Annotated in this window: 23 protein-coding genes and 1 riboswitch; of the genes, 10 read left to right on the plus strand and 13 right to left on the minus strand. The window is 67.7% G+C overall.

Going from position 1 to position 24,071, the window contains the following annotated elements:
• Positions 1 to 91 precede the first annotated feature (91 nt).
• Complete coding sequence (locus NGB94_RS14250) at positions 92 to 718, plus strand: trimeric intracellular cation channel family protein (protein ID WP_325791343.1); 627 nt, start codon at positions 92 to 94, stop codon at positions 716 to 718.
• On the opposite strand, the gene NGB94_RS14255 is transcribed toward NGB94_RS14250, so the two are convergent.
• From NGB94_RS14255 to NGB94_RS14270, 4 genes are all read right to left on the minus strand, one after another.
• Complete coding sequence (locus NGB94_RS14255; RefSeq protein ID WP_325791344.1) at positions 664 to 2,280, minus strand: bifunctional hydroxymethylpyrimidine kinase/phosphomethylpyrimidine kinase; 1,617 nt, start codon at positions 2,278 to 2,280, stop codon at positions 664 to 666. The two genes, NGB94_RS14250 and NGB94_RS14255, sit on opposite strands and share 55 nt — an antisense overlap.
• Complete coding sequence (gene thiE, locus NGB94_RS14260; protein WP_325791345.1) at positions 2,268 to 2,957, minus strand: thiamine phosphate synthase; 690 nt, start codon at positions 2,955 to 2,957, stop codon at positions 2,268 to 2,270. Before thiE ends, NGB94_RS14255 begins: the two co-directional genes overlap by 13 nt.
• On the minus strand, positions 2,954 to 3,763 hold the full coding sequence (gene thiM, locus NGB94_RS14265) for a hydroxyethylthiazole kinase (protein ID WP_325791346.1): 810 nt from the start codon (positions 3,761 to 3,763) through the stop codon (positions 2,954 to 2,956). Before thiM ends, thiE begins: the two co-directional genes overlap by 4 nt.
• A riboswitch (TPP riboswitch) is annotated at positions 3,755 to 3,844 on the minus strand. Its footprint overlaps the gene before it by 9 nt.
• 48 nt (positions 3,845 to 3,892) lie before the next feature.
• Positions 3,893 to 4,390, minus strand: coding sequence for a MarR family winged helix-turn-helix transcriptional regulator (locus NGB94_RS14270; RefSeq protein WP_325791347.1), 498 nt, complete (start codon positions 4,388 to 4,390; stop codon positions 3,893 to 3,895).
• Positions 4,391 to 4,665: 275 nt separating this feature from the next.
• Between NGB94_RS14270 and NGB94_RS14275 the strand changes: the two genes are divergently transcribed.
• Genes NGB94_RS14275 through NGB94_RS14290 form a run of 4 tightly spaced genes read left to right on the plus strand, consistent with a single transcriptional unit; the run spans position 4,666 to position 6,938 of the window.
• Positions 4,666 to 5,007, plus strand: coding sequence for a PadR family transcriptional regulator (locus NGB94_RS14275; RefSeq protein WP_325791348.1), 342 nt, complete (start codon positions 4,666 to 4,668; stop codon positions 5,005 to 5,007).
• A complete protein-coding gene (locus NGB94_RS14280) occupies positions 4,997 to 5,377 on the plus strand; it encodes a DUF1048 domain-containing protein (protein ID WP_325791349.1) in 381 nt (126 codons plus the stop codon). Before NGB94_RS14275 ends, NGB94_RS14280 begins: the two co-directional genes overlap by 11 nt.
• A complete protein-coding gene (locus tag NGB94_RS14285; protein WP_325791350.1) occupies positions 5,374 to 6,159 on the plus strand; it encodes an ABC transporter ATP-binding protein in 786 nt (261 codons plus the stop codon). The genes NGB94_RS14280 and NGB94_RS14285 overlap by 4 nt, the downstream gene beginning before the upstream one ends.
• On the plus strand, positions 6,156 to 6,938 hold the full coding sequence (locus NGB94_RS14290) for an ABC transporter permease (RefSeq protein WP_325791351.1): 783 nt from the start codon (positions 6,156 to 6,158) through the stop codon (positions 6,936 to 6,938). Before NGB94_RS14285 ends, NGB94_RS14290 begins: the two co-directional genes overlap by 4 nt.
• Before the next feature lie 69 nt (positions 6,939 to 7,007).
• Here NGB94_RS14290 and NGB94_RS14295 read toward each other — a convergent pair whose 3' ends face one another.
• From NGB94_RS14295 to NGB94_RS14320, 6 genes are read right to left on the minus strand one after another with little or no spacing between them, the layout of a single operon-like run.
• Positions 7,008 to 7,682 carry a response regulator gene (locus tag NGB94_RS14295; RefSeq protein ID WP_325791352.1) on the minus strand — a complete coding sequence of 225 codons (675 nt, stop codon included), beginning with the start codon at positions 7,680 to 7,682 and terminating at the stop codon, positions 7,008 to 7,010.
• Positions 7,679 to 10,183, minus strand: coding sequence for an ATP-binding protein (locus tag NGB94_RS14300; protein ID WP_325791353.1), 2,505 nt, complete (start codon positions 10,181 to 10,183; stop codon positions 7,679 to 7,681). Before NGB94_RS14300 ends, NGB94_RS14295 begins: the two co-directional genes overlap by 4 nt.
• Before the next feature lie 3 nt (positions 10,184 to 10,186).
• Positions 10,187 to 10,780, minus strand: coding sequence for a potassium-transporting ATPase subunit KdpC (kdpC, locus tag NGB94_RS14305; RefSeq protein WP_325791354.1), 594 nt, complete (start codon positions 10,778 to 10,780; stop codon positions 10,187 to 10,189).
• Between the two features lie 17 nt (positions 10,781 to 10,797).
• Complete coding sequence (kdpB, locus tag NGB94_RS14310) at positions 10,798 to 12,963, minus strand: potassium-transporting ATPase subunit KdpB (protein ID WP_325791355.1); 2,166 nt, start codon at positions 12,961 to 12,963, stop codon at positions 10,798 to 10,800.
• A gap of 1 nt (position 12,964) precedes the next feature.
• On the minus strand, positions 12,965 to 14,626 hold the full coding sequence (gene kdpA / locus NGB94_RS14315) for a potassium-transporting ATPase subunit KdpA (RefSeq protein ID WP_325791356.1): 1,662 nt from the start codon (positions 14,624 to 14,626) through the stop codon (positions 12,965 to 12,967).
• Complete coding sequence (locus NGB94_RS14320; protein ID WP_194781534.1) at positions 14,626 to 14,715, minus strand: potassium-transporting ATPase subunit F; 90 nt, start codon at positions 14,713 to 14,715, stop codon at positions 14,626 to 14,628. Before NGB94_RS14320 ends, kdpA begins: the two co-directional genes overlap by 1 nt.
• A 335-nt stretch (positions 14,716 to 15,050) precedes the next feature.
• On the opposite strand from NGB94_RS14320, the gene NGB94_RS14325 reads away from it, so the two are divergent.
• Together NGB94_RS14325 and NGB94_RS14330 are read left to right on the plus strand one after the other, a co-directional pair.
• On the plus strand, positions 15,051 to 15,236 hold the full coding sequence (locus NGB94_RS14325) for a hypothetical protein (protein WP_325791357.1): 186 nt from the start codon (positions 15,051 to 15,053) through the stop codon (positions 15,234 to 15,236).
• Positions 15,237 to 15,303: 67 nt separating this feature from the next.
• On the plus strand, positions 15,304 to 17,304 hold the full coding sequence (locus NGB94_RS14330; RefSeq protein ID WP_325791358.1) for an FAD/NAD(P)-binding protein: 2,001 nt from the start codon (positions 15,304 to 15,306) through the stop codon (positions 17,302 to 17,304).
• On the opposite strand, the gene NGB94_RS14335 is transcribed toward NGB94_RS14330, so the two are convergent.
• Positions 17,267 to 18,748, minus strand: a complete 1,482-nt coding sequence (locus NGB94_RS14335) for an aldehyde dehydrogenase family protein (RefSeq protein ID WP_325791359.1) — start codon at positions 18,746 to 18,748, stop codon at positions 17,267 to 17,269. The two genes, NGB94_RS14330 and NGB94_RS14335, sit on opposite strands and share 38 nt — an antisense overlap.
• 226 nt (positions 18,749 to 18,974) lie before the next feature.
• On the opposite strand from NGB94_RS14335, the gene NGB94_RS14340 reads away from it, so the two are divergent.
• Complete coding sequence (locus tag NGB94_RS14340; RefSeq protein ID WP_325791360.1) at positions 18,975 to 19,616, plus strand: NADPH-dependent F420 reductase; 642 nt, start codon at positions 18,975 to 18,977, stop codon at positions 19,614 to 19,616.
• Between the two features lie 54 nt (positions 19,617 to 19,670).
• Here NGB94_RS14340 and NGB94_RS14345 read toward each other — a convergent pair whose 3' ends face one another.
• Both NGB94_RS14345 and NGB94_RS14350 read right to left on the minus strand, forming a co-directional pair.
• Positions 19,671 to 20,096 carry a DUF5956 family protein gene (locus NGB94_RS14345; RefSeq protein ID WP_325791361.1) on the minus strand — a complete coding sequence of 142 codons (426 nt, stop codon included), beginning with the start codon at positions 20,094 to 20,096 and terminating at the stop codon, positions 19,671 to 19,673.
• A gap of 673 nt (positions 20,097 to 20,769) precedes the next feature.
• Positions 20,770 to 21,414 (minus strand): NADPH-dependent F420 reductase, encoded by a 645-nt coding sequence (locus tag NGB94_RS14350; RefSeq protein ID WP_325791362.1) that lies wholly within the window; start codon positions 21,412 to 21,414, stop codon positions 20,770 to 20,772.
• A gap of 207 nt (positions 21,415 to 21,621) precedes the next feature.
• On the opposite strand from NGB94_RS14350, the gene NGB94_RS14355 reads away from it, so the two are divergent.
• Complete coding sequence (locus NGB94_RS14355; protein ID WP_325791363.1) at positions 21,622 to 22,296, plus strand: IclR family transcriptional regulator; 675 nt, start codon at positions 21,622 to 21,624, stop codon at positions 22,294 to 22,296.
• A gap of 59 nt (positions 22,297 to 22,355) precedes the next feature.
• Entirely contained in the window at positions 22,356 to 24,032 is a 1,677-nt protein-coding gene (gene hutU / locus NGB94_RS14360) for a urocanate hydratase (RefSeq protein WP_325791364.1), read from the plus strand.
• Positions 24,033 to 24,071: the final 39 nt, after the last annotated feature.

Genomic DNA, 24,071 nt, shown 5'->3' on the forward strand with positions numbered 1-24,071 from the left:
CCGGGACACGGATGTGGCCGGCGCGCACCAGGGCAGGGCCGCGGGACTGGCAGGATAGGACGCTGTAACCACTAACCGCCGGAGACCTGCCATGACACTGATGATCCTCGACCTCATCGGCATCTTCTTCTTCGCCGTCTCCGGTTCGCTGCTCGCTGCCCGGCGGAACTTCGACATTGTCGGGTCCCTGCTGCTCGGTTCCCTGGCAGGGCTTGGGGGAGGCGTGGCACGGGACCTGATCATCGACCAGGGTGTGCCCAAGGCGTTCGCCGATCCGGTCTACCTGCTCCCTCCGCTGCTGGCGGCAGGACTGGTGTTCACGCATGCCCTGGGCGTGCAGCGCTACCGGCGGACCCTGCTGGTGTTCGACGCCGCCGGCCTTGCCCTGTTCTGTGTCACCGGAACCCTCACCGCGCTGCAGGCGGGCCTGCACCCGGTGCCCGCAGCCCTGCTCGGCGTGACGACGGCGGTCGGCGGCGGTCTGCTGCGCGACGTCGTCGCCAATGAGGTGCCGCAGCTGTTCAACCCGCGCGGCGTCTACGCAGTTCCGGCGATGCTCGGAGCCGGCCTGGCCTCCGGGCTCTCGGTAACCGGTCTGTTCAACCCGGCCGTGGGCATCGGGGTGGCGGTCCTGGTCTTCGCCCTCCGCATCCTGTCCCTGCGCTACGGCTGGCGGATTCCACTGGCCGGCCGCACGGTTGCATCCGCGGGTGACTGAGCAGGCACACTGTCGGCCGCGAAGAAGTCGTGCTCCCACTGCACCGAAGCGGTGAACGCTTCCTCGGCCGCCCTCCGCTGGAGATCGTCCCCGGCAAGCACGCCTTCCAGGATTCCGACTGCTCGGACGGTGGCCGCCGCAAAACCAGGGTCAGCGTAGGTATCCAGCCACTCCCGGTAAGGGTGCAGCGAGTGGTTTCCGGCGGCCAGCACGGCGCCCGCGTCGGCGTAGACCCAGAAGCACGGAAGCACCGCCCCTACCAGCCGGGCGTACTCCACCCGGTCATCGGCATGCCGCTCCAGCAGATGCTCCAGATAGCCCCGGGTCACCGGCCCGGCGGGCAGGCCCGCTGCGGGATCCGCGGGAAGCTGTCCGACGCCGGTGCTGCCGCCCGCCGCTGAACCGCCGGCGAGCCAGTTCCGGTGCAGGTCCAGTTCGGCTTCCAGGGCGCCGCTGGCACTTTCTGCCCAGAAAATCTGCTCCTGGAGCGTGGGTGCCAGTTCGCTGGCCCGGGCAAGGGCACGGGCGTAGCCACGGAGGTAGATCGCGTCCTGGAGGAGATAGCCGGCAAAGACTGCCCGGTCCAGGGTGCCGTCTCCGAGCCCGCGGACGAAGTCCAGGGCATCTATCCGCGAGCGCACGCCTGCAGTCCGGGACCAGAGCTCAGCCGTGCGTTCCCCGGCGGGAGGAACACCGGACCCGGCCGAAGCGGGCAGCGGAGCAAGCCCGCGCTGCCAGATCCCGGCAAAGTGGTTCACCGGCCCATGTCCGGTTCCCACCTCCAGGTCATCCGCAGTCTCCAGCGCTTCCTGCAGCCAGGCCTTTGCGCCCTCCAGTGCGAGCACCCAGTTCCCGGTCCGCGCAAAGAGGGTGGCCACCGCGGAGGAGAGTGAGCAGCCTGTCCCGTGGGTGTTCTTCGTGCCGACCCGCACGGAACTGAACTCGGAAACCGTGAATCCGCCGGCGCCGTCGGGCATTACCAGCGCATCGGGTGCCGCCGCTCCGGCCAGATGCCCGCCCTTGACCAGCACCGCCGTGTCATAACCGGCGGCAAGCCGGCGTCCCTGATCCAGCGCCTGCTCCCAGGTCCGGGCAGCTTCTTCCTGCAGCAGCGCACCCAGCTCGGGAAGATTCGGGGTCACCAGATCCACCCGGTGCAGGAGCCCGCGCAGTGCGTCTTCCGCATCGGCGCTGAGCAGGCGGTCCCCGCTGCTGGCCACCATGACCGGGTCCAGCACCACGGCCGGAGGCCGGACGTCCGCCAGCCAGGCGCCCACCGTCCGGGCGACGGCAGTGCTGCCCAGCATGCCGATCTTCACTGCGTCGATAACGACGTCGTCGCTCACCGCGTCCAGCTGTTCGCGCAGGAACTCAACCGGCGGGGTGTGCACCGAGCGGACGCCGTGCGTGTTCTGTGCAACCAGCGCCGTGGTGACGGCCATGCCGTACCCGCCGTTAGCCGCGATGGACTTCAAGTCGGCCTGGATACCGGCACCGCCGGTGGGGTCTGTTCCGGCGATGCTCAGGATCCGCGGGATTTCCCTGCTGCTCAGCTCTCCCACGCCGCCACCAGTTCCTCGGCGCTGCGCTGCGGGTCGGCAGCGGTGCAGATGGCGGAGACGACGGCCGCTCCGGACGCGCCGGCGGAACGCAGGTCCCGGATGTCAGGCAGTCCGATCCCGCCGATGGCCACGCACGGGAGAGGAGCAGCGGATGCGAAAGCCCGGAACCCGTCCACGCCCAGCGGGGCAGGATGGTCCGGTTTGGTGCTGGTGGGATGAATGACTCCGGCGCCAAGGTAATCCACCGTCCCGGGCGCCAGCTTCCGCACCGCCTCGAGGTGCGCGGGTGTATTGGCGGTCAGGCCGACGACGGCGTCCGGGCCCACGAGCGAGCGCACGGACGTAACCGGAAGGTCGCTCTGGCCCACATGGACGCCGTGCACCCGGGCGCCGGCTGCACGGGCGGCGAGGTAAATGTCCACCCGGTCATCCACCAGCACGAGGGCACGGTCGCCAACTGCGTCAGCGACGGCCAGCACCAGCGCATGGAACTCGGACGCGGAGGCATGCTTCTCCCGGACCTGGACCGTGCGCACTCCGCCGGCCACGGCAGCCGCCGCCACGGCGGCAACGCCCCGGTCCCCGCACTGAACGGTATCCGTGACCAGGTAGATTCCGGAGTTCCGGGCCAGGGCGCGGGGCCGGCGGAACAGTTCGGACTGCAGGCCGGCGCTCATGCTGCCACCAGCAGGGTGTTGATATCTTCAGCAGAGAGGGCCGCCAGGGCATCCAGGAACGCCGGGGCGAAGGAACCCGGCCCGGCCGCCGCGGCGGAGGCCTGCTGGGCGGCAACAGTGTAGGCAGCTGTGGCTGCCGCAGCGGCGGCGAGGCTGCCGCCGTCGTCCGCAGCGGCAAGGAACGCCGCCGTCACCGCACCGAGGGCGCAGCCGCCTCCGGTCACCTTGGTCAGCAGGACATCGCCATTGCTGATCCGCACGGTGGATTCCCCGTCGGTGATGACGTCCGTCGCTCCGGAAACCGCCACGACGCAGCCGTACTTTGCGGCGAGCAGTTCAGCCGCGGGCAGGGCGTCTTCGGGGTTATCCGTGGCATCGACGCCGCGGCCGCCCGCGCCGAGTCCGGCCAGCGCCATGATTTCGGACGCGTTGGCCCGCACCGCGGTGGGACGCAGGGCCAGCAGCTCGGCAGCCAGTGCAGTGCGGACGGGGAGGCTGCCCACTGCCACGGGATCCAGGACCCAGGGGGTGCCGGCGTCGTTCGCCGCGGCGGCTGCCTCCAGCATGGCGGTGCGCTGCTCCGCGTGCGGGGTGCCCAGGTTGATCAGCACCCCGGAGGCGATGCGGGCAAAGGGGCCGGCTTCACCGGGAATGTCCGTCATGGCCGGGGCGGCGCCCAGTGCAAGCAGGACGTTGGCGGTGAAGTTGGTGACCACGGTGTTGGTCAGGCACTGCACCAGCGGCGGTTCGCTGCGCACACGGGAGAGGAGGGTTGAAACGGTTAACGGTGTCAGGCCAATAGTCATCGGCGACATCCCTTCGCTAGTTCTAACTAGATCAGGTTCGACGGGTCTCATCTCAGCCTTGCGGCACCCCGTGTCACTACAGCCGACTCTACGAAGTCGGCGGGCAAATGGCCAGTCGGTGTGTTCCGGCTACGGAACGTCCATGGAGACGCAGGGATTGCTGCCCGACGCCGGCTGGTGGGCCTGGGCGGCCAGCCGGTGCAGCAGGGAGCGCAGCTGGTCCGCGTCTGCGGACCCTAGTCCGGAGAGGAGTGCTGCTTCTTCGGCGGCTATGCGCTCCTCGCAGGAAGCCAGCCGGGCGCGGCCGGCATCTGTGGCCACTACCTTGCGTGCCCGGCGGTCCCCGGGGTCCGGAATGCGTTCCGCTTCCCCGGCCTCTGCCAGGGCATCGATCAGGTAGGTCAGGACCGTCCGGTCGATTCCGAGATGCGCACCCAGCGCCTGCTGGTTGGGAGGATCGCAGTGGACGACGGTGGAAAGAACAAGGAATCCGCGCAGTCCCCCGGCCGTTCCGTCCAGGGCTGCTTCCATGCGTGCGTGGTAGCTCCCTGCTACCACACCCAGGTCCCAGCCGAGGCTCCCCGGCCTGACTGCAGGCCTCTCTGCGGTGGTGCTGCCTTTGGTCATGTCGATCATCCTAGTCCTGCCATGCGGCCGCCTAGATGTTCTACACGGTAAATGTTCTGTGAGTCCGCCTACTGGGGTTGAGGGTGGCATCGGTTTCGTTGTGTCCGGCTTGTTCGGTGGCACCGTCCGGTGCTCGAGCGGCGTTTCGTCCGGGCCCGCGCGTCCCGTGCTGCAATGACGCGGTTTGGAAAACCTTCCCACACCGCTTGCATCCCCACAGCTACTCATCTTTACTAGGTACTGGTAGTCAATGACGCTAGGTAGCGAGGAGTGCGATGGGCAGGCAAGCGACCGAGATGCTGAAGGGAGTGCTGGAGGGCATCGTGCTCGCTTTCCTCTCCGGCCGCTCCGCCTACGGGTATGAAATCACTGCCTGGCTGCGGGAAGAGGGGTTTTCGGACATTGCCGAGGGAACCGTCTATGCGCTTCTCATTCGAGTGGAACAGCGCGGGCTGGTGGACGTGGTGAAGGTCCCGTCCGAAAAGGGACCGCCGCGCAAAATGTACTCGCTCACCCGGGCGGGACAGGACTACCTCAATGAGTTCTGGAGGACCTGGAGCTTCCTCTCGGACCGGCTGGAACAGCTCCGCGAGGAGGGAAACAACCATGTGGGTTGAGAAGATTCTTGGGGACTTCGGCGACAAGCGCCGCTGGCGGGAATACAAAAACCGGGTTAAGGCACTGCCACCCGGTTATCGTGCGGCAGCCGAGGCCGTTGAACGCTACCTGATGTATGCCGGAGCCCTGACCAGGGGAGACGCCCTGGTTTCCATGTACGAGGACCTGGCCGACCTATTCGAGCGCGGCGCGGCAGACGGAACACCCGTTCGCGCCATTGTGGGCGGGGACCCCGTGGAGTTCGCGGAGGACTTCCTGCGCAATTACTCCGATGCCCAGTGGATCAACAAGGAACGGCAGCGGCTCAACGCAGCCATCGAGGAAGCTGAACGGGAGGGCGGGGGCAGCAACGGGGGAGGGCGGCCATGACCGCGCAGCCTGCGGAGCGGGCTGTGGAGGTTCGGGATCTCTATAAGAGCTTCAAGGACCTGCAGGTCCTGCGAGGGGTGGAGTTCGAAGTAGAGCCCGGGAGCGTCTTCGCCCTGCTCGGCTCGAACGGCGCAGGCAAAACGACGCTGATCCGGATCCTGTCCACGCTGCTCCGGCCGGATTCGGGCACCGCGGTTGTAGCCGGATCCGACGTCGTTGCCGAGGCGGCAGAGGTCCGCGGAGCAATCAGCCTCGCCGGCCAGTTCGCCGCGGTAGACGACGTGCTCACGGGCAGGGAGAACCTGGTTCTGGTCGCCAGGCTGCGGCAGGTGCCGGAACCGGGACTCGTGGCGGACGGCCTTCTGGGCCGGTTCTCGCTAACTGAGGCCGGGAAGCGGAGAGTCTCCACCTATTCGGGCGGCATGCGCCGGCGGCTGGACATCGCCATGAGCCTGATTGGCAGTCCGGAGGTGGTGTTTCTTGACGAACCGACAACCGGACTGGATCCGGAGGGCCGCCTGGAGGTGTGGGAAACGGTGCGGCAGCTGGCACGGGAGGGAACCACCGTACTGCTCACCACGCAGTACCTCGAAGAAGCCGAGCAGCTGGCGGACCGCATCGCCGTCCTGCACGGCGGGCAGATCATTGTCAGCGGCACCCTGGCCGAACTCCGGCAGCTGATTCCCGCGCCGCGGATCGAATACGTGGAGAAACAGCCAACCCTGGAGGACATTTTCCTGGCAATCACAGGCGGGGGAACACCTGAAGGGACAGCAAGATGACAGCGGCAACCCACTTCTCCGGCAATACAACCGTGCTGACTGGGCGCTCGCTGCGCCACATCCTGCGCAGCCCGGACACCATCATCACCACAGCCGTCATGCCCGTGGCCATTATGGTGCTGTTCGTCTACGTTTTTGGCGGGGCCATCAACACCGGCTCCACTGCGTACATCGACTACATGCTGCCCGGGATCCTGCTGATCACCGTGGCTTCCGGGGTCGCCTACACGGCGTTCCGGCTGTTCACCGACCTGCAGAGCGGTGTCTTTGAGCGCTTCCAGTCGATGCCGATCGCCCGGTCAAGCGCACTGTGGGCGCACGTGCTGACTTCGCTGGCGGCCAACCTGTTGTCACTGGCGCTGGTGACCGGTGTGGCCCTGGCGATGGGGTTCCGTACCGGGGCGGGCGTGGGCGGCTGGCTGGCTGTGGCGGGCATGATGATCCTGGTGACGCTGGCACTCACCTGGGTGGCAGTGGTCGCCGGCCTGAGCGCCAAGTCAGTGGAGGGAGCCAGCGCATTCTCCTATCCGCTGGTCTTCCTGCCTTTTGTCAGCTCCGCATTCGTTCCAACGGACACGATGCCCGGACCGGTGCGCTGGTTCGCAGAAAACCAGCCGGTGACCGCGATCGTCAACACCATCCGGAACATCTTTGCCGGGCAGCCGGCTGGACCGGAGATCTGGGCCGCGCTCGCCTGGTGCCTGGGCATCCTGGTTGCTGCCTGCGCCGTTTCCGCCGCGGTGTACCGGCGGCGGACCAGCCGCGGGACCGGTGCCTAGCTGCCTCAGCGCACCCCGCCGCGGATCCGCGGCCCAGACGGAGGCAGCGGCCCAGGCACAGAGCCGGGCCTAGGGCTGGAACCGGTAGCCCATGCCGTGCTCGGTGAGGAAGTGGACCGGATGCGAGGGATCCGGCTCCAGCTTCCGCCGCAGCTGCGCCATGTACAGGCGCAGGTATCCGGAATCCGTGGTGCCCGGTCCCCACACGTCGTTCAGGAGCTGGGCCTGGGTCAGCAGATGGCCCGGGCTCCTGAGCAGCGCCGCCAGCAGATGCCATTCCGTGGGGGTGAGGCGGATCGAGCTTCCGTCGCTGATCCGGGAGACCCGGCGTGCAGCCAGGTCCACCGACATGTCCCCGAAGAGAACCGCCGGGCTGTCCGGTGCGGAACCCGTCCGCCGTTTCAGGGCACGGATCCGTGCCAGCAGCTCTTCGGCGGAGAAGGGCTTGGTCACGTAGTCATCGGCACCCAGATCCAGTGCGCGGACCTTCTCCGCGGAGTCGGACCGGCCGGAGATGACCAGGATTGGCATGGTGCTCCAGCCCCGGACGGCTTCGATGACCTCCATGCCGCTGAGCCCGGGCATCCCCAGGTCCAGGACCATCAGGTCCGGGTGGCAGTCCACCGCCCGGCGCACGGCCGCGGCGCCGTCGGACGCCGCCACTACTTCATAGCCGTACGCTGCCAGGGTGATTTTGAGGGCACGGAGGATCTGGACGTCGTCGTCGGCCAGCAGGATCTTCACAGTGCAGCCGCCGCAGCGCCTGCCGGCTGCTCCGCCGGTGCAGCCGGCAGGCCCAGCACCATGGTGAGTCCGCCGCCGGGTGTTTTCTCCGTTTCCAGCGTTCCGCCCATGCCTTCCATGAATCCCTTCGCAACTGCCAGGCCCAGCCCCAGTCCGGTCTGGTTGTCGGTGTCCCCGAGCCGCTGGAAGGGAACGAACATTTCCTCGCCGCGCTCCGGGGAAATCCCCGGTCCGCAGTCTATGACGCGGATTTCGACCTTTCCGCCGAACTCGCTGGCGGCCAGCACGACTTTCTCCTGCGGAGGGGAGAACCGCACCGCGTTGGCGAGCACGTTCACCAGCACCCGCTGCAGCAGCACGGAATCACCCAGGACCGGAGGAAGGCCGGGCGGCAGATCCAGCTGAACCTGCGCCGGGCCCAGCCGCAGTTCCTCCAGGGCGGGCAGCACGGCATCCGCTGCTTCCAGCGGAGCAAGCGAAACGGCGAGGGCGCCGGCCTGGAGCCTGCTGACGTCCAGCAGGCTGGTCACCAGGGCGGAGAGGGTCTCCAGCGATTCCTCGGCGGTGGCCAGCAGTTCCTCGGTGTCCCGTTCGCTCCAGTCCACGTCGTCGGCCCGCAGGCTGGTGACGGCGGCGGTTGCAGCGGTCAGGGGACGGCGCAGGTCGTGCCCGACGGCGGCAAGCAGCGCCGTGCGGACGCGGTCGGCGGCTGCGAGCGGGACCAGGCCTTCGGCCCGGGCGGAGAGGTCACGGTAGTCCAGTGCCGCGCCGAGCTGGGCCGCGATGACTTCGAGCAGCCGCCGGTCCGCTGCAGCCGGAACGCTGCCGTACAGCTCCAGGGAAGCAGCTCCGACGGGTACCCGGTGGCTCGGCTGGCCGGAAACGCTGCCTGCCACTGCCAGGTCTGTGTCTCCGGACCGCAGCCGGGCGGCGTCGAGATTGAAGGCTTCCCGCACCCGGCCGACCAGGGCCTGAACCGCGTCTTCCCCGCGCAGGACGTTGCCGGCCACGGCGGCCAGCAGATCGGATTCCGACGCCGCCCGCCGGGCTGCCCGCGAGCGCCGGGCGGCGCGGTCCACCACAAAGCTGACCAGCATGGCATTCGCCGAGTAGAGCACCAGCGCGAACAGGTGCAGCGGCTCTGATACTGTCACCGTGTGCAGGGGCTGGATGAAGAAGTAGTCCAGGGTCACCCCGGAGAGCAGGGCGGCGAAAAGAGCCGGCCAGATGCCGCCGGCGAGTGCTACGAGGATGACCAGCAGCTGGTAGGCCAGGACGTCGCTGGTTATTGACTCCGGGGTGCTGACGCCCACCAGCAGCCAGGTGAGCAGCGGACCGCCGGCCAGCGCCAGCGCGAAGCCGGCCAGCCGCCGTCGGGCACTGAGTGCGCCGCCCAGCCGCGGCAGGCTCCGCTGGCCGCCGGCGGCACCGTGGTTCACGATGTGCACGTCAATGTCCCCGGAGAGCCGGATGACGGTGGCACCGATCCCCGGACCGCCAAGCAGGGCCCGAAGGCGCGGGCGGCGGCTGACGCCGATCACCAGCTGGGTGGCGTTCGCGGAGCGGGCGAAGTCCACGAGCGAGCCCGGAATGTCCGCTCCGACCACCTGGTGGAAGGTTCCGCCCAGCTTTTCCACCAGGGCCCGCTGCACGGCCAGCTCCCCGGGATGGCTTTCGCGCAGCCCATCGGGGTTGGTGACGTGCACGGCCAGCAGCTCACCGCCCGCAGTGCGGGCGGCTATCCGGGCACCGCGGCGCAGCAGCGTCTGCCCTTCCGGCCCGCCGGTCAGCGCCACGACCACGCGCTCGCGGGCTTCCCATTTGCTGCGGATTCCCTTCTCGGTGCGGTACCGGTTCAGGGCGCTGTCCACCTCATCGGCCAGCCAGAGCAGTGCCAGTTCCCGCAGCGCGGTCAGGTTGCCCACCCGGAAGTAGTTGGAGAGCGCGGCGTCCACCCTCGCTGCCGGATAGACCAGCCCTTCGGCGAGCCGGCGGCGCAGCAGTTCCGGGGCCAGATCCACCAGCTCGATCTGGTTCGCGGACCGGAGCACATCATCCGGCACGGTTTCGCGCTGCACGGTGCCGGTGATGCCCTCCACTACATCGTTCAGCGAGTCGATGTGCTGGATGTTCACGGTGGAGAGCACATTGATCCCGGCCTCGAGCAGCGCCTCGACATCCTGCCAGCGCTTCGCATGCCGCATCCCGGGCGCGTTGGTGTGCGCCAGTTCGTCCACCAGGGCGTAGCCCGGGCGGCGGGCCAGCACGGTATCCAGGTCCAGCTCCTCCAGCGGCATGCCCCGGTGCTCCAGCCGCAGCTGCGGCACCTGTTCCAGTCCCTCGGCGGCAGCTGCCGTGGCGGCCCGGCCGTGGGTCTGGACCACGGCCACCACCACGTCCTGCCCCTCATCGTGCAGCCGGTGGCCTTCTTCCAGCATGCTGTAGGTCTTCCCGACCCCCGGTGCTGCGCCCAGGAACACCCTGAGCTCTCCTCGCGTCATCCGTTAAGTGTCCAGCTCCGCCAGCGCCATGTTCAGTTCCAACACGTTTACGGTTGGTTCACCCAGGAATCCGGCGGTGCGCCCTGCGACGGCGGCATCCACCAGGGCACGGACCGCGTCCTCGGGCAGCTCCCGGGCCTGTGCCACGCGCGGAACCTGCAGGTAGGCGTAGTTCGGGCTGATGTGCGGATCCAGCCCGGAGGCGGAGGCGGTCACGGCATCGGCCGGGACCTGGTCAGCGGGCACTGACTCGAGCGCGGCAACGTTCCGGCGGCGTTCGGCCACGATGTCCGCCAGCTCAGTGCTCGCAGGGCCGAGGTTGCTGCCTCCGGAGGCAGCGCCGTCGTACGCCCCCGGACGGGACTGGAAGAATTCCGGCAGCGCGGCCCCGGAACTGTCCGTGAAGGACTGGCCGATCAGCGTGGAACCGGTGACGGTGCCGTTCACGACGGCGGGGGAGCCGCCGGCCTGGCGGGGCAGTGCCTGTGCCACCGCGGTGGCCAGCAGCGGATACGCGATGCCCAGCACGAGGGTAAAGAGGGCCAGTGCCCGGGCAGCAACGGTGAGCTGCCGGGCGGTGGAGCGAAACGCAGTCATGAGGGGTCCTTGAGGGTCTAGAAACCAGGGAGCAGGGAAACGGCCAGATCGATGAGCTTGATGCCGATGAAGGGCGCGGCCACACCGCCGGCCCCGAATACGAGCAGGTTCCGGCTGAGGATCCCGGAGGCACCGGCGGCACGGTACTTCACCCCGCGCAGGGCCAGCGGGATCAGCGCCAGGATGACGACGGCGTTGAAAATGACCGCCGAGAGGATGGCCGAGGCGGGGGAGTGCAGGCCCATGACGTTCAGGACTGCCAGGCCGGGGAAGAGGCCCGTGAACATGGCCGGGATGATCGCGAAGTACTTGGCGACGTCGTTCGCGATGGAGAACGTGGTCAGTGCACCGCGGGGGATCAGAAGCTGTTTGCCGATCCGGACAATGTCGATCAGTTTGGTCGGATCGGAGTCCAGGTCCACCATGTTCCCGGCCTCCTTGGCCGCGGAGGTGCCGGTGTTCATGGCGACGCCGACGTCCGCCTGCGCCAGCGCCGGGGCGTCGTTCGTGCCGTCCCCGGTCATGGCGACCAGCCGGCCGCCCTCCTGCTCCCTGCGGATCAGTGCGATCTTGTCTTCCGGGGTGGCCTCGGCGAGGTAGTGATCAACGCCGGCTTCCGCGGCGATGGCCTTGGCGGTGCGGGGATTGTCCCCGGTGACCATGACGGTGCGGATTCCCATCCGGCGCAGCTCGGCGAACCGCTCCTTCAAGCCCTCCTTGACCACGTCCTTGAGATGGACGACGCCGAGGATCCGGGCGGTGCCGCCCGCATCCCGGACCGCCACCACCAGCGGGGTGCCGCCGGAGGAAGAGATGGTGTCCACCCGGTAGGTCAGGTCCGCGAGCACCGAAACGTCGATGCCCCCGCTTTCCGAGGCCCAGTCCAGGACAGCGGATCCGGCGCCCTTGCGGATGCTCGAACCATCCGGGTAATCCAGGCCGCTCATCCGGGTCTGCGCGGTAAAGGGAACGTCCCCGGCCTCCGGAGCCGGAGCCGGAACTATGCCCCGGGAAGCGGCCAGGTCAACAATGGACCGGCCCTCCGGCGTGGGGTCCAGCAACGACGCCAGGACCGCGGCCGGGACCAGCTCCTCCTTCTCCGCGCCGGCCACGGGATGGAACTCCGCGGCCTGCCGGTTGCCGTAGGTAATGGTGCCGGTCTTATCCAGCAGCAGGGTGGTGACGTCCCCGGCTGCCTCCACGGCACGGCCGGACATGGCCAGCACATTGTGCTGCACCAGCCGGTCCATCCCGGCGATGCCGATAGCGGAGAGCAGGGCGCCGATCGTCGTCGGAATCAGGCAGACCAGCAGGGCGGTGAGGACGGGCACGCTGATGGTGGCACCGGCGTACCCCGCCATCGGGTTCAGGGTGAGGACCACCAGCAGGAAGACCAGGGTCAGGGTGGACAACAGGATGTCCAGTGCCACCTCGTTCGGGGTCTTGCGGCGCGATGCGCCTTCCACCAGGCCGATCATCCGGTCCACGAACGTCTCTCCCGGCCGGCTGGTAATGCGCACCACGATCCGGTCCGAGAGGACGCGGGTGCCGCCCGTGACGGCTGACCGGTCGCCGCCGGATTCACGCACCACCGGAGCGGATTCGCCGGTGATGGCAGATTCGTCCACTGAGGCGATGCCGTCAATGATCTCCCCGTCACCTGGGATGACTTCTCCGGCGGTGACCACCACGACGTCGTCCAGCAACAGGTCCGCGGAGGCTACGGACTCGACGGGCGCCTGCAGGGCCGCCGGATCCGACGCCGCGTCGTAGCCGCGGATCCGCCGGGCGGCGGTGGTGGTGCGGGTGGCGCGCAGGGTGGCGGCCTGCGCCTTGCCGCGGCCTTCCGCGACCGCTTCGGCCAGGTTGGCGAAGAGCACGGTCAGCCAGAGCCATCCGGCGATCAGCCAGGTAAACCCGGCCGGCACCGGGCTGCCGCCGGAGGACTGGGAACCGCCGCTGAAGGACTCGGCGACGGCGACGGCGGTGATGAGCACGGCGCCGGCCTCGACCACGAACATGACCGGCGTGTGCCACATCCGGCGCGGATCGAGTTTGGCTACAGCAACAGGGAAGGCCTTGGCCGCCTGCTGCCAGCCGAAGCCGGCTGCAGCTGCCGGGCGGGGCGCGGACGGTGCCGGGACGCTGCCCGGTTCGGGGCGGTGTTCGGTGAGGGTGGACATGTCAGATCAGTCCTTCTGCCAGGGGACCCAGCGCGAGTACGGGAAAGAACGTAAGAGCTGTGACGAGCACGGTGACGCCGCCCAGGACGGCCACGGACTGCGGCCGGTGCGTGGGCAGGGTTCCTGCCGTGACCGGCACCTTGCCCTGCGCCGCGAGGGTCCCGGCCAGGGCAAGGACAAAGAGGATCGGCGGGAAGCGGCCGGCCAGCATGGCCAGGCCCAGGGCTGTGTTCAGCCAGGGTGTGTTCGCGGTCAGCCCCGCGAACGCCGACCCGTTGTTGTTGGCCGCCGAGGTGAACGCGTACAGCACTTCACTGAATCCGTGCGGGCCGGAGTTCAGCATGGAGGTGTCCTGGATTTCGGCGCTGATGCCGGGCAGCGCGAAGCTCAGCGAGGTTCCGGCCAGGACCAGGGCAGGCATGGTGAGCACGTACAGGCTGGCGAGCTTGATCTCCCGCGGCCCGATCTTCTTGCCGAGGAATTCCGGGGTACGGCCCACCAGCAGCCCGGAGATGAAGGCTGCGACGACGGCCAGGACCAGCATGCCGTACAGGCCGGATCCCACGCCGCCCGGGGCGATTTCGCCCAGCATCATGTTCAGCATGGTCATCATTCCGCCCAGCGGCGAGAAGCTGTCATGCATTGAATTCACGGCTCCGGTAGAGGTGAGGGTGCTGGTGCTGCCGAACAGGGTGGACCCGGCAATGCCGAAGCGGGTTTCCTTGCCCTCCATCGAGCCGGCCGGTCCGTCCGCCGCAGCGAACTCCAGCGCCGTCATGGCAGCCAGAGAGAGCACGAAGATTCCGGCCATGGCAGCCAGGATGGCGTAGCCCTGCCGGCGGTCGCCGATCATGGTGCCGAAGGTCCGCGGCAGCGAAAACGGAAGAATGAGCATCAGCAGCACCGAGAACAGGTTGGTAAACGCCGTCGGGTTTTCGAACGGATGTGAGGAGTTCGCATTGAAGAACCCGCCGCCGTTGGTGCCGAGCAGCTTGATGGCTTCCTGCGTGGCCACCGGCCCGCCGGGAATGGACTGGGTTCCGCCGGCCAGCGTGGAGACTTCGGTGAATCCGCTGAAGTTCTGGATCACTCCGCCCAGCAGCAGCACCAGCGCCGCCAGCGCCGCTCCTGGCAGCAGGATGCGGGTCAGGGAACGGGTGAGGTCCACCCAGAAGTTCCCGATGGCCGCCGCGCCGCGGGCAGCGAATCCACGCACCAGGGCAACGGCAACGCAGAGCCCGACGGCGGCGGACAGGAAGTTCTGCACCGCCAGTCCGGCGGCCTGCACCGCGTAGCCGAGCGTGGCCTCGGGGGAATAGGACTGCCAGTTGGTGTTGGTCACGAAGGACACGGCCGTATTGAAGGACAGGGCTTCGGGGACTGCCGGCAGGCCGAGTGCTGCCGGAAGCAGGGGCTGCAGGCGCTGCAGCAGGTACAGGAGGAGCACGCCCAGGGCGGAGAACGCCAGGACAGCCCGGAAGTAGCTCTGCCAGGTCTGTCCGGAGCGGGGAGCCACACCAAGCAGCCGGTAAGCCCCGCGTTCCACGGCCAGATCCTTATCAGACGTGTAGGTGCGTGCCATGTAGTCGCCGAGGGGGCGGTGCACCAGGGCCAGCACGAGTGCGACGGCGAGGAACTGGCCCAGCGCCAGCCAGCCCGCCATCAGAATTTCTCCGGCCGCAGCAGGGCAGCCAGGACATAGACCGCTGAAGCGGCCGCCAGGATCAGGGCAGCGTAATCGAAGAAGGTCACAGCTTCTCCACCGCCCGGGCCAGCAGGGCAAGCCCGGCGAAGAACGCCGCCGTGCCCGCGAGAACTACTACATCCAGCAAGGGGATCCCCCAGGAAACTCGTCTCTTCTCCCGCCGGTCCGGCAGGAGGGCATCAGCAGGTGCCGTGTCGAGTAAAAACCTGCCGCGGGGACAATTCGGGAATCCTCACGGATTCCTAACGCGGGACGGGCGGACCATAACGGAAACCCTGCAGTTGGGCCATTCCCGGTGCCTCCGAAGCCTGCACCGTTCCGCCGTCCCCGGCCCTGCGCGTAGTGTTTTGGGCACGCAGCCCCCCGCGAGAGGAACCCTGCCGTGTCGCTCCTGGCTCCGGTGCTTTCACTGGCCGGCATCATCGCCTCAGTGATTCTGATCGTGCTGATTTTCCGCGGGTCCCGGATTCCGGTGGAGGACGTTGTGCGCCGGAAGCGGGTGAACCGCTGGTTCTGGATCCTGGGGATCTTTGTGGCGGCGGTGTTCTTCTACCTCTCGTTCACCTAGGCCGGCCTGGCCCGGGGCAGGAACGGGACCGCGCAGGTCAGGGCGGGTTGGCGGATACCCTAGAAGCATGGACAAAGGCCAGGATCTCCGCGTTGCCGTGATTGGTGCCGGTCCACGCGGCGTTTCCGTCCTTGACCGGCTGCTCAGCCGCTATCTGGATCTGCCCGCCGAAGACCGTCCGGCGCTGGAAGTGTGCATGGTTGATCCGTTCAACCCCGGCCCCGGGCATGTCTGGCGCACGGCACAGTCCCGCCAGTTCCTCATGAACACACCCTGCCTCTTCCCCACCGTGGTGCCTGCCGGGGAAACTGCGGAGGAACTGCTGCCCTCCCCGGCCGGTCTCTCCCTGGGACAGTGGATCCGGCTCATGGCACGGGATCCCGCCCCCTCACTGAACGCCGGGGACCGGGAGGAAATCGCCCGGCTCGGTGCTGCCGACTTCCCCAGCCGCGCCCTGTACGGCCGGTATTTGGAGTGGACCTACGCCCGCCTTGTGGAGGCAGCCCGCCAGGCCGGGGCCGCCGTCGTCCATTACCGGGCCGAAGCGCTCGCCCTGCACCGCGGCGGCACCGGATTCAGCATTGAACTTGCCGGCGAGGAACCGCTGGCCGCGGACGCCGTCGTCCTGGCCATGGGCCATCTGCCGGCCGCCCTCACGCCCGAGCAGAACCGCCTCAGCGACGCCGCCTCCCGGCTGGGACTGCGCTACCTTCCGCCAGCTGTACCGTCGGACGCGGATTTTTCCGTGCTGCCAGCCGGGGAACCGGTGCTGGTCCGCGGCCTGGGACTGAACTTCTTCGACATCATGGCGCACGTGACGCTGGGCCGCGGCGGTGCGTTTGTGCCCACCGGGAAACCCGCGGGGCGTTCCCTGCGCTACGAACCGTCCGGCCGCGAGCCGGTGCTGGTTGCCGCGTCGCGCCGCGGAACTCCGTACCGTGCCAAGGCGAAGCTGGACAGCTATGTGCCGCGCAGCGTGAAACTGCGCTGGTTCACCGAGGAAACGGCGGGCAGGTTTGCCGCGGAGGGCATCCAGCCCGGTTTCGACCACGACCTCTGGCCGCTGCTGCACCGTGATGCGGTGTGGGCGTATTACTCAACGCTGGCCCGCACCAACCCGGCATGCCTCACCGTTCCGGCCGCTGACTTCCTGGCGGACCTGGAGGCCGCGCTCAGCGTGGAGGGCCCGGACTGGGACGCCGCGAAGGAAGCCGTGCTGGCGCGCTGTGTTCCGGCTGCCCACCGGACCAGCCTGGAAGCCCTGGCCCAGCCGCTGGGACGGCGTCCTTTTGCCGGACCCGAGGACCTGGACGCGGAGATCCTGCGCTATCTGGAGGACGACGCTGCCGGCTCGGCGAAGGGCGAGGACGATCCGCTGAAGATGGCGATCGGCGCGCTGAACGCAGGGCGTTCCGTGCTGAAGGCGGTAGTGGCCGACGGCGGACTGGCCGAGGAATCCTGGCTTACCGAACTGCGCGGCTGGTTTGAACCCCTGGTGGAGGGCTTGGCCTCCGGGCCGCCGCCCGAGCGGATCGAGCAGCTCGCAGCGCTGGTCCGTGCCGGGCTGGTCCACTTTGTGGGACCGGACCCGCGGTTCGACGTCGATGAGGCGCGTGCCGTCTTCACGGCGTCCTCGCCGTGGGTGTCCGGTGAGTACGCAGCCACCACTTTGGTGGAGGCCATGATGCCGCCGAACCGGGTAAACGCAACGCTGTCGCCGCTGCTGGCGGACCTGCTGCACCGCGGCGAGGCCCGGGCGAAGGTCATGATGGCGCCCAACGGCACTCCGGTGCTCACCCCTGGACTGGACGTTTCGCTGCCGCCGTACCGGCCGCTGGACGTCAAGGGGCAGCCGCAGGAGGACCTTTACGTCCTGGGACTGCAGCTGTCTTCAGTGCAATGGGGAACAGCGATCGCCGCGGAGGCGGGTGCGCCGGCTTCGGCCGGGTCGCGGACCCTGCGCGACGCCGATGACATTGCCGCCGCCGTCCTTTCCCGGGGGAACAGCATCCCCCGGGAAAGCGGGACGGCTAGAACGGGTACTGCCGCGGTTCGTGCTGGAGCGTAAGCGTCTGGTCCTTGGTGAACTCATCAATGGCCCAGCTGCCGTTGAACCGGCCCAGCCCGGAGTTCTTTACGCCGCCGAACGCCACGTGGGGCTCATCGTGCACCGGCAAGTCATTCACATGCGCCATGCCCACCTGCATCCGCCGGGCGAATTGCAGCCCGCCTTCGGCTGATGCAGTGAAGACCGCTCCGGACAGGCCCTGCGGCGTGGCGTTGGCCAGCTCCAGGGCGTGCTCGGCGTCGCGGGCCCGCTGGATACCTGCGATCGGCCCGAAGATTTCCTCCCGGGCCAGTTCCATCTCCGGCTGAACCCCGGTGAAGATCCACGGGCTGAGCACCTGGCCGTCGGTGCTGCCTTCCAGTACCGTCTCGGCCCCCTCTTCCCTGGCGGTGCGAATCTTCTCTTCCAGGCCCTCGAGCTGCCTGGCGTTGATGATCGGCCCGATCACCGTCTTCCCGTCCGTCGGATCGCCGGCCGGCAGGGACCGGACGTGCTCGGTGAACTTCTGCACGAACTCGTCATGGACGGCGTCCTCCACGATGATCCGGTTGATCGCCATGCAGATCTGGCCCTGGTGCAAAAACTTGCCCATCACCGCGGCGCGGACCGCCTGATCCACGTCCGCATCGGCCAGGACCACGAACGGTCCGTTACCGCCGAGCTCCAGAGCCGTGTGCTTCAGGTGCTCACCGCTCGCGGCGAGGGCGCCGACGTTCTTGCCCACCGCCGTCGAGCCCGTAAACGAAATCAGCGACGGCACCGGGTGCTCCACGAACGCGTCGCCGATCTCCGACCCGGCACCGGCCACAACGCTCAGCACGCCGGCCGGCAGCCCGGCCTCTTCAAAGATCTTCGCGATCAGCAGCCCGCCCGTCACCGGGGTGTCGCTGGCCGGCTTGAGGACGACGGCGTTGCCCAGTGCCAGCGCGGGTGCCACGGAGCGCTGGGAGAGATGCAGGGGGAAGTTCCACGGGCTGATCACGCCCACGACGCCGAGCGGGTCGCGGTAGACGCGGTCTTCCTTGCCGGGGATGTCCGAATCCAGGATCTGTCCGTGGACCCGGTGCGGGTAGGACGCCGCTTCACGGGTGATGCCGATTGCGGAGTCGATCTCGATTGCTGCCTTGACGGCGGTGCTGCCGGATTCGGCGGCGAGCCAGGCGGCGATTTCCTCGCGCCGTTCATCCAGGATTTCCGCGGCGCGTTCCAGGATGCGGCGTCGTTCTCCGGGGGGAGTCGCTGCCCAGCCTGGCTGGGCGTCCCGGGCGCTTTCATACGCGTCGTTGAGGTCTTCGATGGAGGCCAGCGGCAGGCTCAGGAGTTCTTCGCCCGTGAACGGATTCGTGTCCGGCATGGTCTTGGACGAGCGGCCTTCGCGCCACTGTCCGGCGATGAACTGCTTGGCCGGGATCCATCCGGATGCTGCTGGGTTGGCGGTGGTCATGGGCGTTCTCCTTTGTGTGGGTCACGTTTCTGACGATGGTGAGTACAACCAGTAAGGGTGCTGAGTTGTTCCGTGTTTTGGCTGGGAATCTCGGTTGCGTTGCTGGGGCTGACCCCGGCGCCTCGTAGATATTGCCGTCCCACCACCGACAGTCCTAGCATCGAGCGCACTGCAGTACCCGCGCCCAAGAGCGTCCTATCCGTATCGCGTGATCAAGGAGTAAACAATGGCGCACGTAGACATTGTCGGAAGCGGGAACATGGCCCGGGGCCTGGCGACTCGGCTGCTGCACGGACGCACGGACGTCCGGATCATCGGCCGCAACGCTGACCAGACGGCGGAACTCGTGGAATCCCTCGGTGCAGGGGCCTCCTCGGCTCCGGCGGGCAGCCCGTTCACGGCAGAGGTGGTGATCCTTGCGGTTCCGCACGGCTCCGTGGCGGAAATTATCCGAGAGAACGGGGAATCCCTGGCCGGCAAGGTGGTGGTAGATATCAGCAACCCGGTCGATTTCTCCACCATGGACCGGCTCACCACCCCCGCCGGCACGTCGGCCGCGGAGGAAATCGCGGCGCTGCTGGAAGGCCGGGCCGACGTCGTAAAGGCCTTCAACACCACCTTCGCCAAGACCCTAATCGAGGGATCGGTGGCCGACCTGCCGCTGGACGTTTTCGTGGCGGGGGATTCCGAAAGCGCCAAACTGCAGGTCACCGAAATCATTGCCCGATCCGGCATGCGGCCCATCGACACGGGCCCGCTGCACTGGGCCCGCCAGCTCGAGTCCATGATGCCCCTGATGATGGCGCTGCAGGTCAACCCGGAACATGAACGCTTTGACTGGGATACGGCGCTGAAGATCCTGCCCTAGCGGCTCTTCCACGTCCTTGGCTGGCAGACGCCAGCGCGCATCCGGACCACGGACTCAGGCCGGGCCGTCGGCGTACAAGCTCCGCATGATCCCGCGGTAGGCCGCCAGGATGGCAGCTTCGCTCTCCGGAGTCGCTCCGCCAAGCGGCGCAATGACTGGATCGGCAAGTTCACCCAGGCGTGTCCAAAGCCCATCGGCGTCGTACACCCCCGGAGGCAGACGAAGGAACCAGACGTACCCCGGCGGAACCGGCGGAATTCCGGCCTGGGCAAGAGCGCCGTCGTTGAGCTCGATAATGTCCTGCTCGAAGTCCTCGTCCAGAACCTCCGACGTTCCAACAGCCTCCTGCAGTGAACCGCTGCGGCGGCGCAGCAGGTCGGGCCCGGCTGCGTAGGCGATCAGGAAATGCCGGGAGCTATAGGGCAGCTGGATGTAGCCGGAGATATCCTCCGCAACCGGTACTTCATCCCACAGCTCCATGATGTCTCCCGATGTCGGAGAACGGCCGCTCCCGTCAGGCGCGGCCTGGTGGGTCCCACCATAGCTGCGGACAGCGGCCCGAGTGAGCTGTCAGCGTCGCGACCTGGGTGCGCCGAGTGGATGCCCCGCTTCCCACCCGTAGTTACGCCTGATCATGGTGGGGTCACATGCGTCTCACCCGTAACGACGGCCTGGGAGTCTTCGATGTTGATCGGAGGCGTGGCTCAACTCTCGGGGAGATGCCGCTGCTTTGGGCGTCTTCACTGAAACCTTCGTGCAGTAAACGTCTTTTTGAGCCGGCCAAAACGACGCCAGCTCACCGAGGGTTTCGCAAGAGTGGAGCATAACGACGTTAACTCGCCGAAGGTTTCGGCACACCGGGCCGAGACGACCGGATAAACGGGTAGGTCAGTCGCGAGTCCGGTGCAGCCAAAGGGAACCGGGCCGTGAGCTGGAAACGATTCTGGGCCATCATGGCCGTCTGCCTGGCCCTTATGGTGCTGGCGGTATTTCTCATGCTCGACGGCGGCGACATTAATGACCCGGAGTTTATGTGCAGGTTCGGTATGGGCCGCAGGTCGTGGGTGTGCGACTAGCGTCTGTTCACAGCAATCGGCCCGCACCCCGAAGACGGGGTGCGGGCCGATTGCTGTGAACGAGGGAGTCCGGTGTCCTAGGCGGCCGGGACAACCTTCAGCGCAGAGTTCCACTGGTACGCGGGAAGCTCCTCGTTGGCGGAGAGGAGGATGTGCAGGAAGCCCATGTGCTCGAGCTGGCGGGCACGGCGCTGGGGGCCGACGACGACGGGATTCAGCCCGGCTGCGGAGGCGAACCCGACCACGGCCTGGGTGGCAGCGGCGTCGTCCCCGGCGATGAGGACATCCAGCGGATGTCCGGCCACGGTTCCGTCCGAGAGAGTGGCGGCGAAGGTCGTGTTGAAGGCCTTGACCACCTTCGCGCCGGTAACCTTCTGCAGCTCCTCGGCCGCGGAGCTGTCAGCGGGAACCGTCAGTGAATCGAACGTTGCGAAATCCGCGGGGTTGGTGATGTCCACGTACACCCTGCCGGTCAGAGCATCGCCGTACTGCTCCACGATGGCCCGGGAGGCATCAAAATAGACCGCCGGAATGACCAGGGCGCCGGTGAGCTGGTCACCCAGCGTGCCGGTGGTGAAGTTCCCGCCCAGTTCGGCTGCGAGCGCGTCGGCCTTCGCCTTGTCCTCGTGGGCAAGGAGCTGGACCGAACGTCCCGCTGCCACTGCGCGGGCGGCCAGTCCGCGGGCCATGTTGCCGGTGCCGATGATGGTCAGATCAGTCATTGTCTTTTTCCTTCTGAAGATGGGGAAACGGAAAGCCACGTGAATCTTTTCGAGTAGGGGCGGGGCGGTAACCAAAGCGCTGAACACTTGAAGCTTCAACCACTATGGCACAACTTTATTGAAGCTTCAAGTGTTCAGAAATCCTAGCCACCTAGTGAAATTGCTGTTTTACTAGGTGGCAATAGTCAGGCGACGGAAAGCAGCATCATGGCTGAGACAGCAAAGGCGGACAGCACCACCCGGACGGTGGAACGGGCTCTGTCCCTGCTCAGCGTGGTGTGCCGCCAGGGGGCTGTGACGCAGTCCGAGGCAGCGAAGGCCGCAGGCCTGTCCACCAGCACCGCCCTGCGCCTGCTGCGCACCCTGGAAGGAACGGATTTCCTGCGCCGGGAAGAGAGCGGAATCTACCGTCCCGGACCGGCAATCGTGCAGCTCGGCGTGCTTGCCCTCAGCTCAGAATCCCTGATTTCCACCTACCGCTCCGCCATGGACCGGATCGTCGAGCAGACGGGTGAATCCACTTACCTGAGCATTCCGGCGGCCGGCGGACACGGGCTCTACATCGCCATTGCCGAAGGCACCCAGTCCGTCCGCCACGCCAACTGGGTCGGCCGCCGTTTTCAGCTCGAGGGAAGCGCCGCGGGCAAGGCAATGGCGGACGGTACCGATGCCTCCGCCGGTACGGACTGGCAGGGCTGTGCCGTGGTGAGCGACGGCGTCGAACCGGACATCACTGCGATCGCCGTGCCGCTGACCGCCGGCGGAAAAGCCGTCGCCGCCATGAGCGTTGTGGTTCCCAGCTACCGGGTCACCCCGGCACGGCTCAAGGACATCTGCCGCGCCCTGACCGAAGCAACCAGCGCAGTCCACGCCCCCGGCTAACCGCATGACCGTATAACCAACAAACCCAGACCCTGCCGACGATGAAGACGGAGAACCAGATGACCCAGAACCCCACCCCGCGCACCGTCCGCGCGCCGCGCGGCACGGAACTGAACGCCAAAAGCTGGCAGACCGAAGCCCCGCTGCGGATGCTGATGAACAACCTGGATCCGGAGGTCGCCGAGCGTCCCGAGGACCTGGTGGTCTACGGCGGCACCGGCAAGGCGGCCCGGAACTGGGAGTCCTTCGACGCGATCATCCGCACACTGGAAACGCTCGACGACGACGAAACCCTCCTGGTCCAGTCCGGCAAGCCGGTGGGGGTGTTCCGCACGAACGAATGGGCGCCGCGGGTGCTGATCGCCAACTCGAACCTGGTGGGGGACTGGTCCACCTGGCCCGAGTTCCGCCGGCTGGAGGCCGAAGGCCTGACCATGTACGGGCAGATGACTGCCGGATCCTGGATCTACATCGGCACCCAGGGCATCCTGCAGGGCACCTACGAAACCTTCGCCGCCATCGCCAACAAAAGGTTCGGCGGTTCCCTGGCCGGTACTGCCACGCTCACCGGCGGCTGCGGCGGCATGGGCGGTGCCCAGCCGCTGGCGGTCACCCTCAACGGGGGAGCGGTGCTGATTGTCGACGTCGACGAGTCCCGGCTGCGGCGCCGGGCCGCCAAACGCTACCTGGACGACGTCGAAACGGACCTCGATGCGGCCCTCGCCAAGGTCATGGCAGCCAAGGCGGAGGGACGGGCACTTTCCGTTGGGCTGGTTGGCAACGCCGCTGAAGTCTTCCCCGAACTGCTCCGCCGCCGGAACACAGGCGAAGGCGCGGACTTCGACATCGTCACCGACCAGACCTCCGCCCACGACCCGCTCAGCTACCTGCCCGAGGGCATTGCGGTCCAGGACTGGCACCGCGAAGCCGAAGCCGATCCGGAGGGCTTCACCAAAAAGGCCCAGGCATCCATGGCCCGCCATGTGGAAGCCATGGTCGGTTTCCAGGACGCCGGCGCCGAGGTGTTCGACTACGGCAACTCCATCCGCGACGAAGCCCGCCAGGGCGGCTATGACCGGGCCTTCGACTTCCCCGGTTTTGTCCCCGCCTACATCCGGCCGCTGTTCTGCGAAGGCATGGGCCCGTTCCGCTGGGTGGCGCTCTCCGGAGACCCGGCGGACATCGCCGTCACCGACGCCGCCCTGAAGGAGCTCTTCCCCGACAAGGAGCACCTGCACCGCTGGCTGGACGCCGCCGCCGAACACGTCGAGTTCGAAGGCCTGCCCGCCCGCATCTGCTGGCTGGGCTACGGGGAACGCGCGCAGGCCGGACTGCTGTTCAACCGGCTCGTCGCCGAGGGGAAGGTGTCCGCTCCGATCGTGATCGGCCGGGACCATCTGGACTCCGGCTCCGTTGCCTCCCCGTACCGGGAAACCGAGGGCATGCGGGACGGCTCCGACGCGATCGCCGACTGGCCGCTGCTGAACGCCCTGCTCAACACCTCCTCGGGCGCCACCTGGGTCTCCATCCACCACGGCGGAGGGGTTGGCATCGGCCGGTCCCTGCACGCCGGGCAGGTCTCCGTGGCAGACGGCACCGAACTGGCCGCCCGCAAACTCGAGCGCCTGCTCACCAACGATCCCGGCACCGGCGTCATGCGCCACGTCGACGCCGGCTACGACGAGGCAGCACAGGTCGCCCAAGAACGCGGCGTGCGCATTCCCATGGCCGAATAAGTCCCGCGCAAAGCACGAACCAGCACCACCGATCCAACC

This window comes from Arthrobacter koreensis (genome assembly GCF_035792275.1).
Lineage (GTDB): Bacteria > Actinomycetota > Actinomycetes > Actinomycetales > Micrococcaceae > Arthrobacter_B > Arthrobacter_B koreensis_A.

Bases quoted from the DNA above. Each gene is read 5' to 3' on its own strand.
- NGB94_RS14250 (WP_325791343.1), top strand. From the start codon at position 92: ATGACACTGATGATCCTCGACCTCATCGGCATCTTCTTCTTCGCCGTC.
- thiE (WP_325791345.1), bottom strand. From the start codon at position 2,957: ATGAGCGCCGGCCTGCAGTCCGAACTGTTCCGCCGGCCCCGCGCCCTG.
- thiM (WP_325791346.1), bottom strand. From the start codon at position 3,763: ATGACTATTGGCCTGACACCGTTAACCGTTTCAACCCTCCTCTCCCGT.
- NGB94_RS14270 (WP_325791347.1), bottom strand. From the start codon at position 4,390: ATGACCAAAGGCAGCACCACCGCAGAGAGGCCTGCAGTCAGGCCGGGG.
- NGB94_RS14275 (WP_325791348.1), top strand. From the start codon at position 4,666: ATGGGCAGGCAAGCGACCGAGATGCTGAAGGGAGTGCTGGAGGGCATC.
- NGB94_RS14280 (WP_325791349.1), top strand. From the start codon at position 4,997: ATGTGGGTTGAGAAGATTCTTGGGGACTTCGGCGACAAGCGCCGCTGG.
- NGB94_RS14285 (WP_325791350.1), top strand. From the start codon at position 5,374: ATGACCGCGCAGCCTGCGGAGCGGGCTGTGGAGGTTCGGGATCTCTAT.
- NGB94_RS14290 (WP_325791351.1), top strand. From the start codon at position 6,156: ATGACAGCGGCAACCCACTTCTCCGGCAATACAACCGTGCTGACTGGG.
- NGB94_RS14300 (WP_325791353.1), bottom strand. From the start codon at position 10,183: ATGACGCGAGGAGAGCTCAGGGTGTTCCTGGGCGCAGCACCGGGGGTC.
- kdpC (WP_325791354.1), bottom strand. From the start codon at position 10,780: ATGACTGCGTTTCGCTCCACCGCCCGGCAGCTCACCGTTGCTGCCCGG.
- kdpB (WP_325791355.1), bottom strand. From the start codon at position 12,963: ATGTCCACCCTCACCGAACACCGCCCCGAACCGGGCAGCGTCCCGGCA.
- kdpA (WP_325791356.1), bottom strand. From the start codon at position 14,626: ATGGCGGGCTGGCTGGCGCTGGGCCAGTTCCTCGCCGTCGCACTCGTG.
- NGB94_RS14330 (WP_325791358.1), top strand. From the start codon at position 15,304: ATGGACAAAGGCCAGGATCTCCGCGTTGCCGTGATTGGTGCCGGTCCA.
- NGB94_RS14335 (WP_325791359.1), bottom strand. From the start codon at position 18,748: ATGACCACCGCCAACCCAGCAGCATCCGGATGGATCCCGGCCAAGCAG.
- NGB94_RS14340 (WP_325791360.1), top strand. From the start codon at position 18,975: ATGGCGCACGTAGACATTGTCGGAAGCGGGAACATGGCCCGGGGCCTG.
- NGB94_RS14345 (WP_325791361.1), bottom strand. From the start codon at position 20,096: ATGGAGCTGTGGGATGAAGTACCGGTTGCGGAGGATATCTCCGGCTAC.
- NGB94_RS14350 (WP_325791362.1), bottom strand. From the start codon at position 21,414: ATGACTGATCTGACCATCATCGGCACCGGCAACATGGCCCGCGGACTG.
- NGB94_RS14355 (WP_325791363.1), top strand. From the start codon at position 21,622: ATGGCTGAGACAGCAAAGGCGGACAGCACCACCCGGACGGTGGAACGG.
- hutU (WP_325791364.1), top strand. From the start codon at position 22,356: ATGACCCAGAACCCCACCCCGCGCACCGTCCGCGCGCCGCGCGGCACG.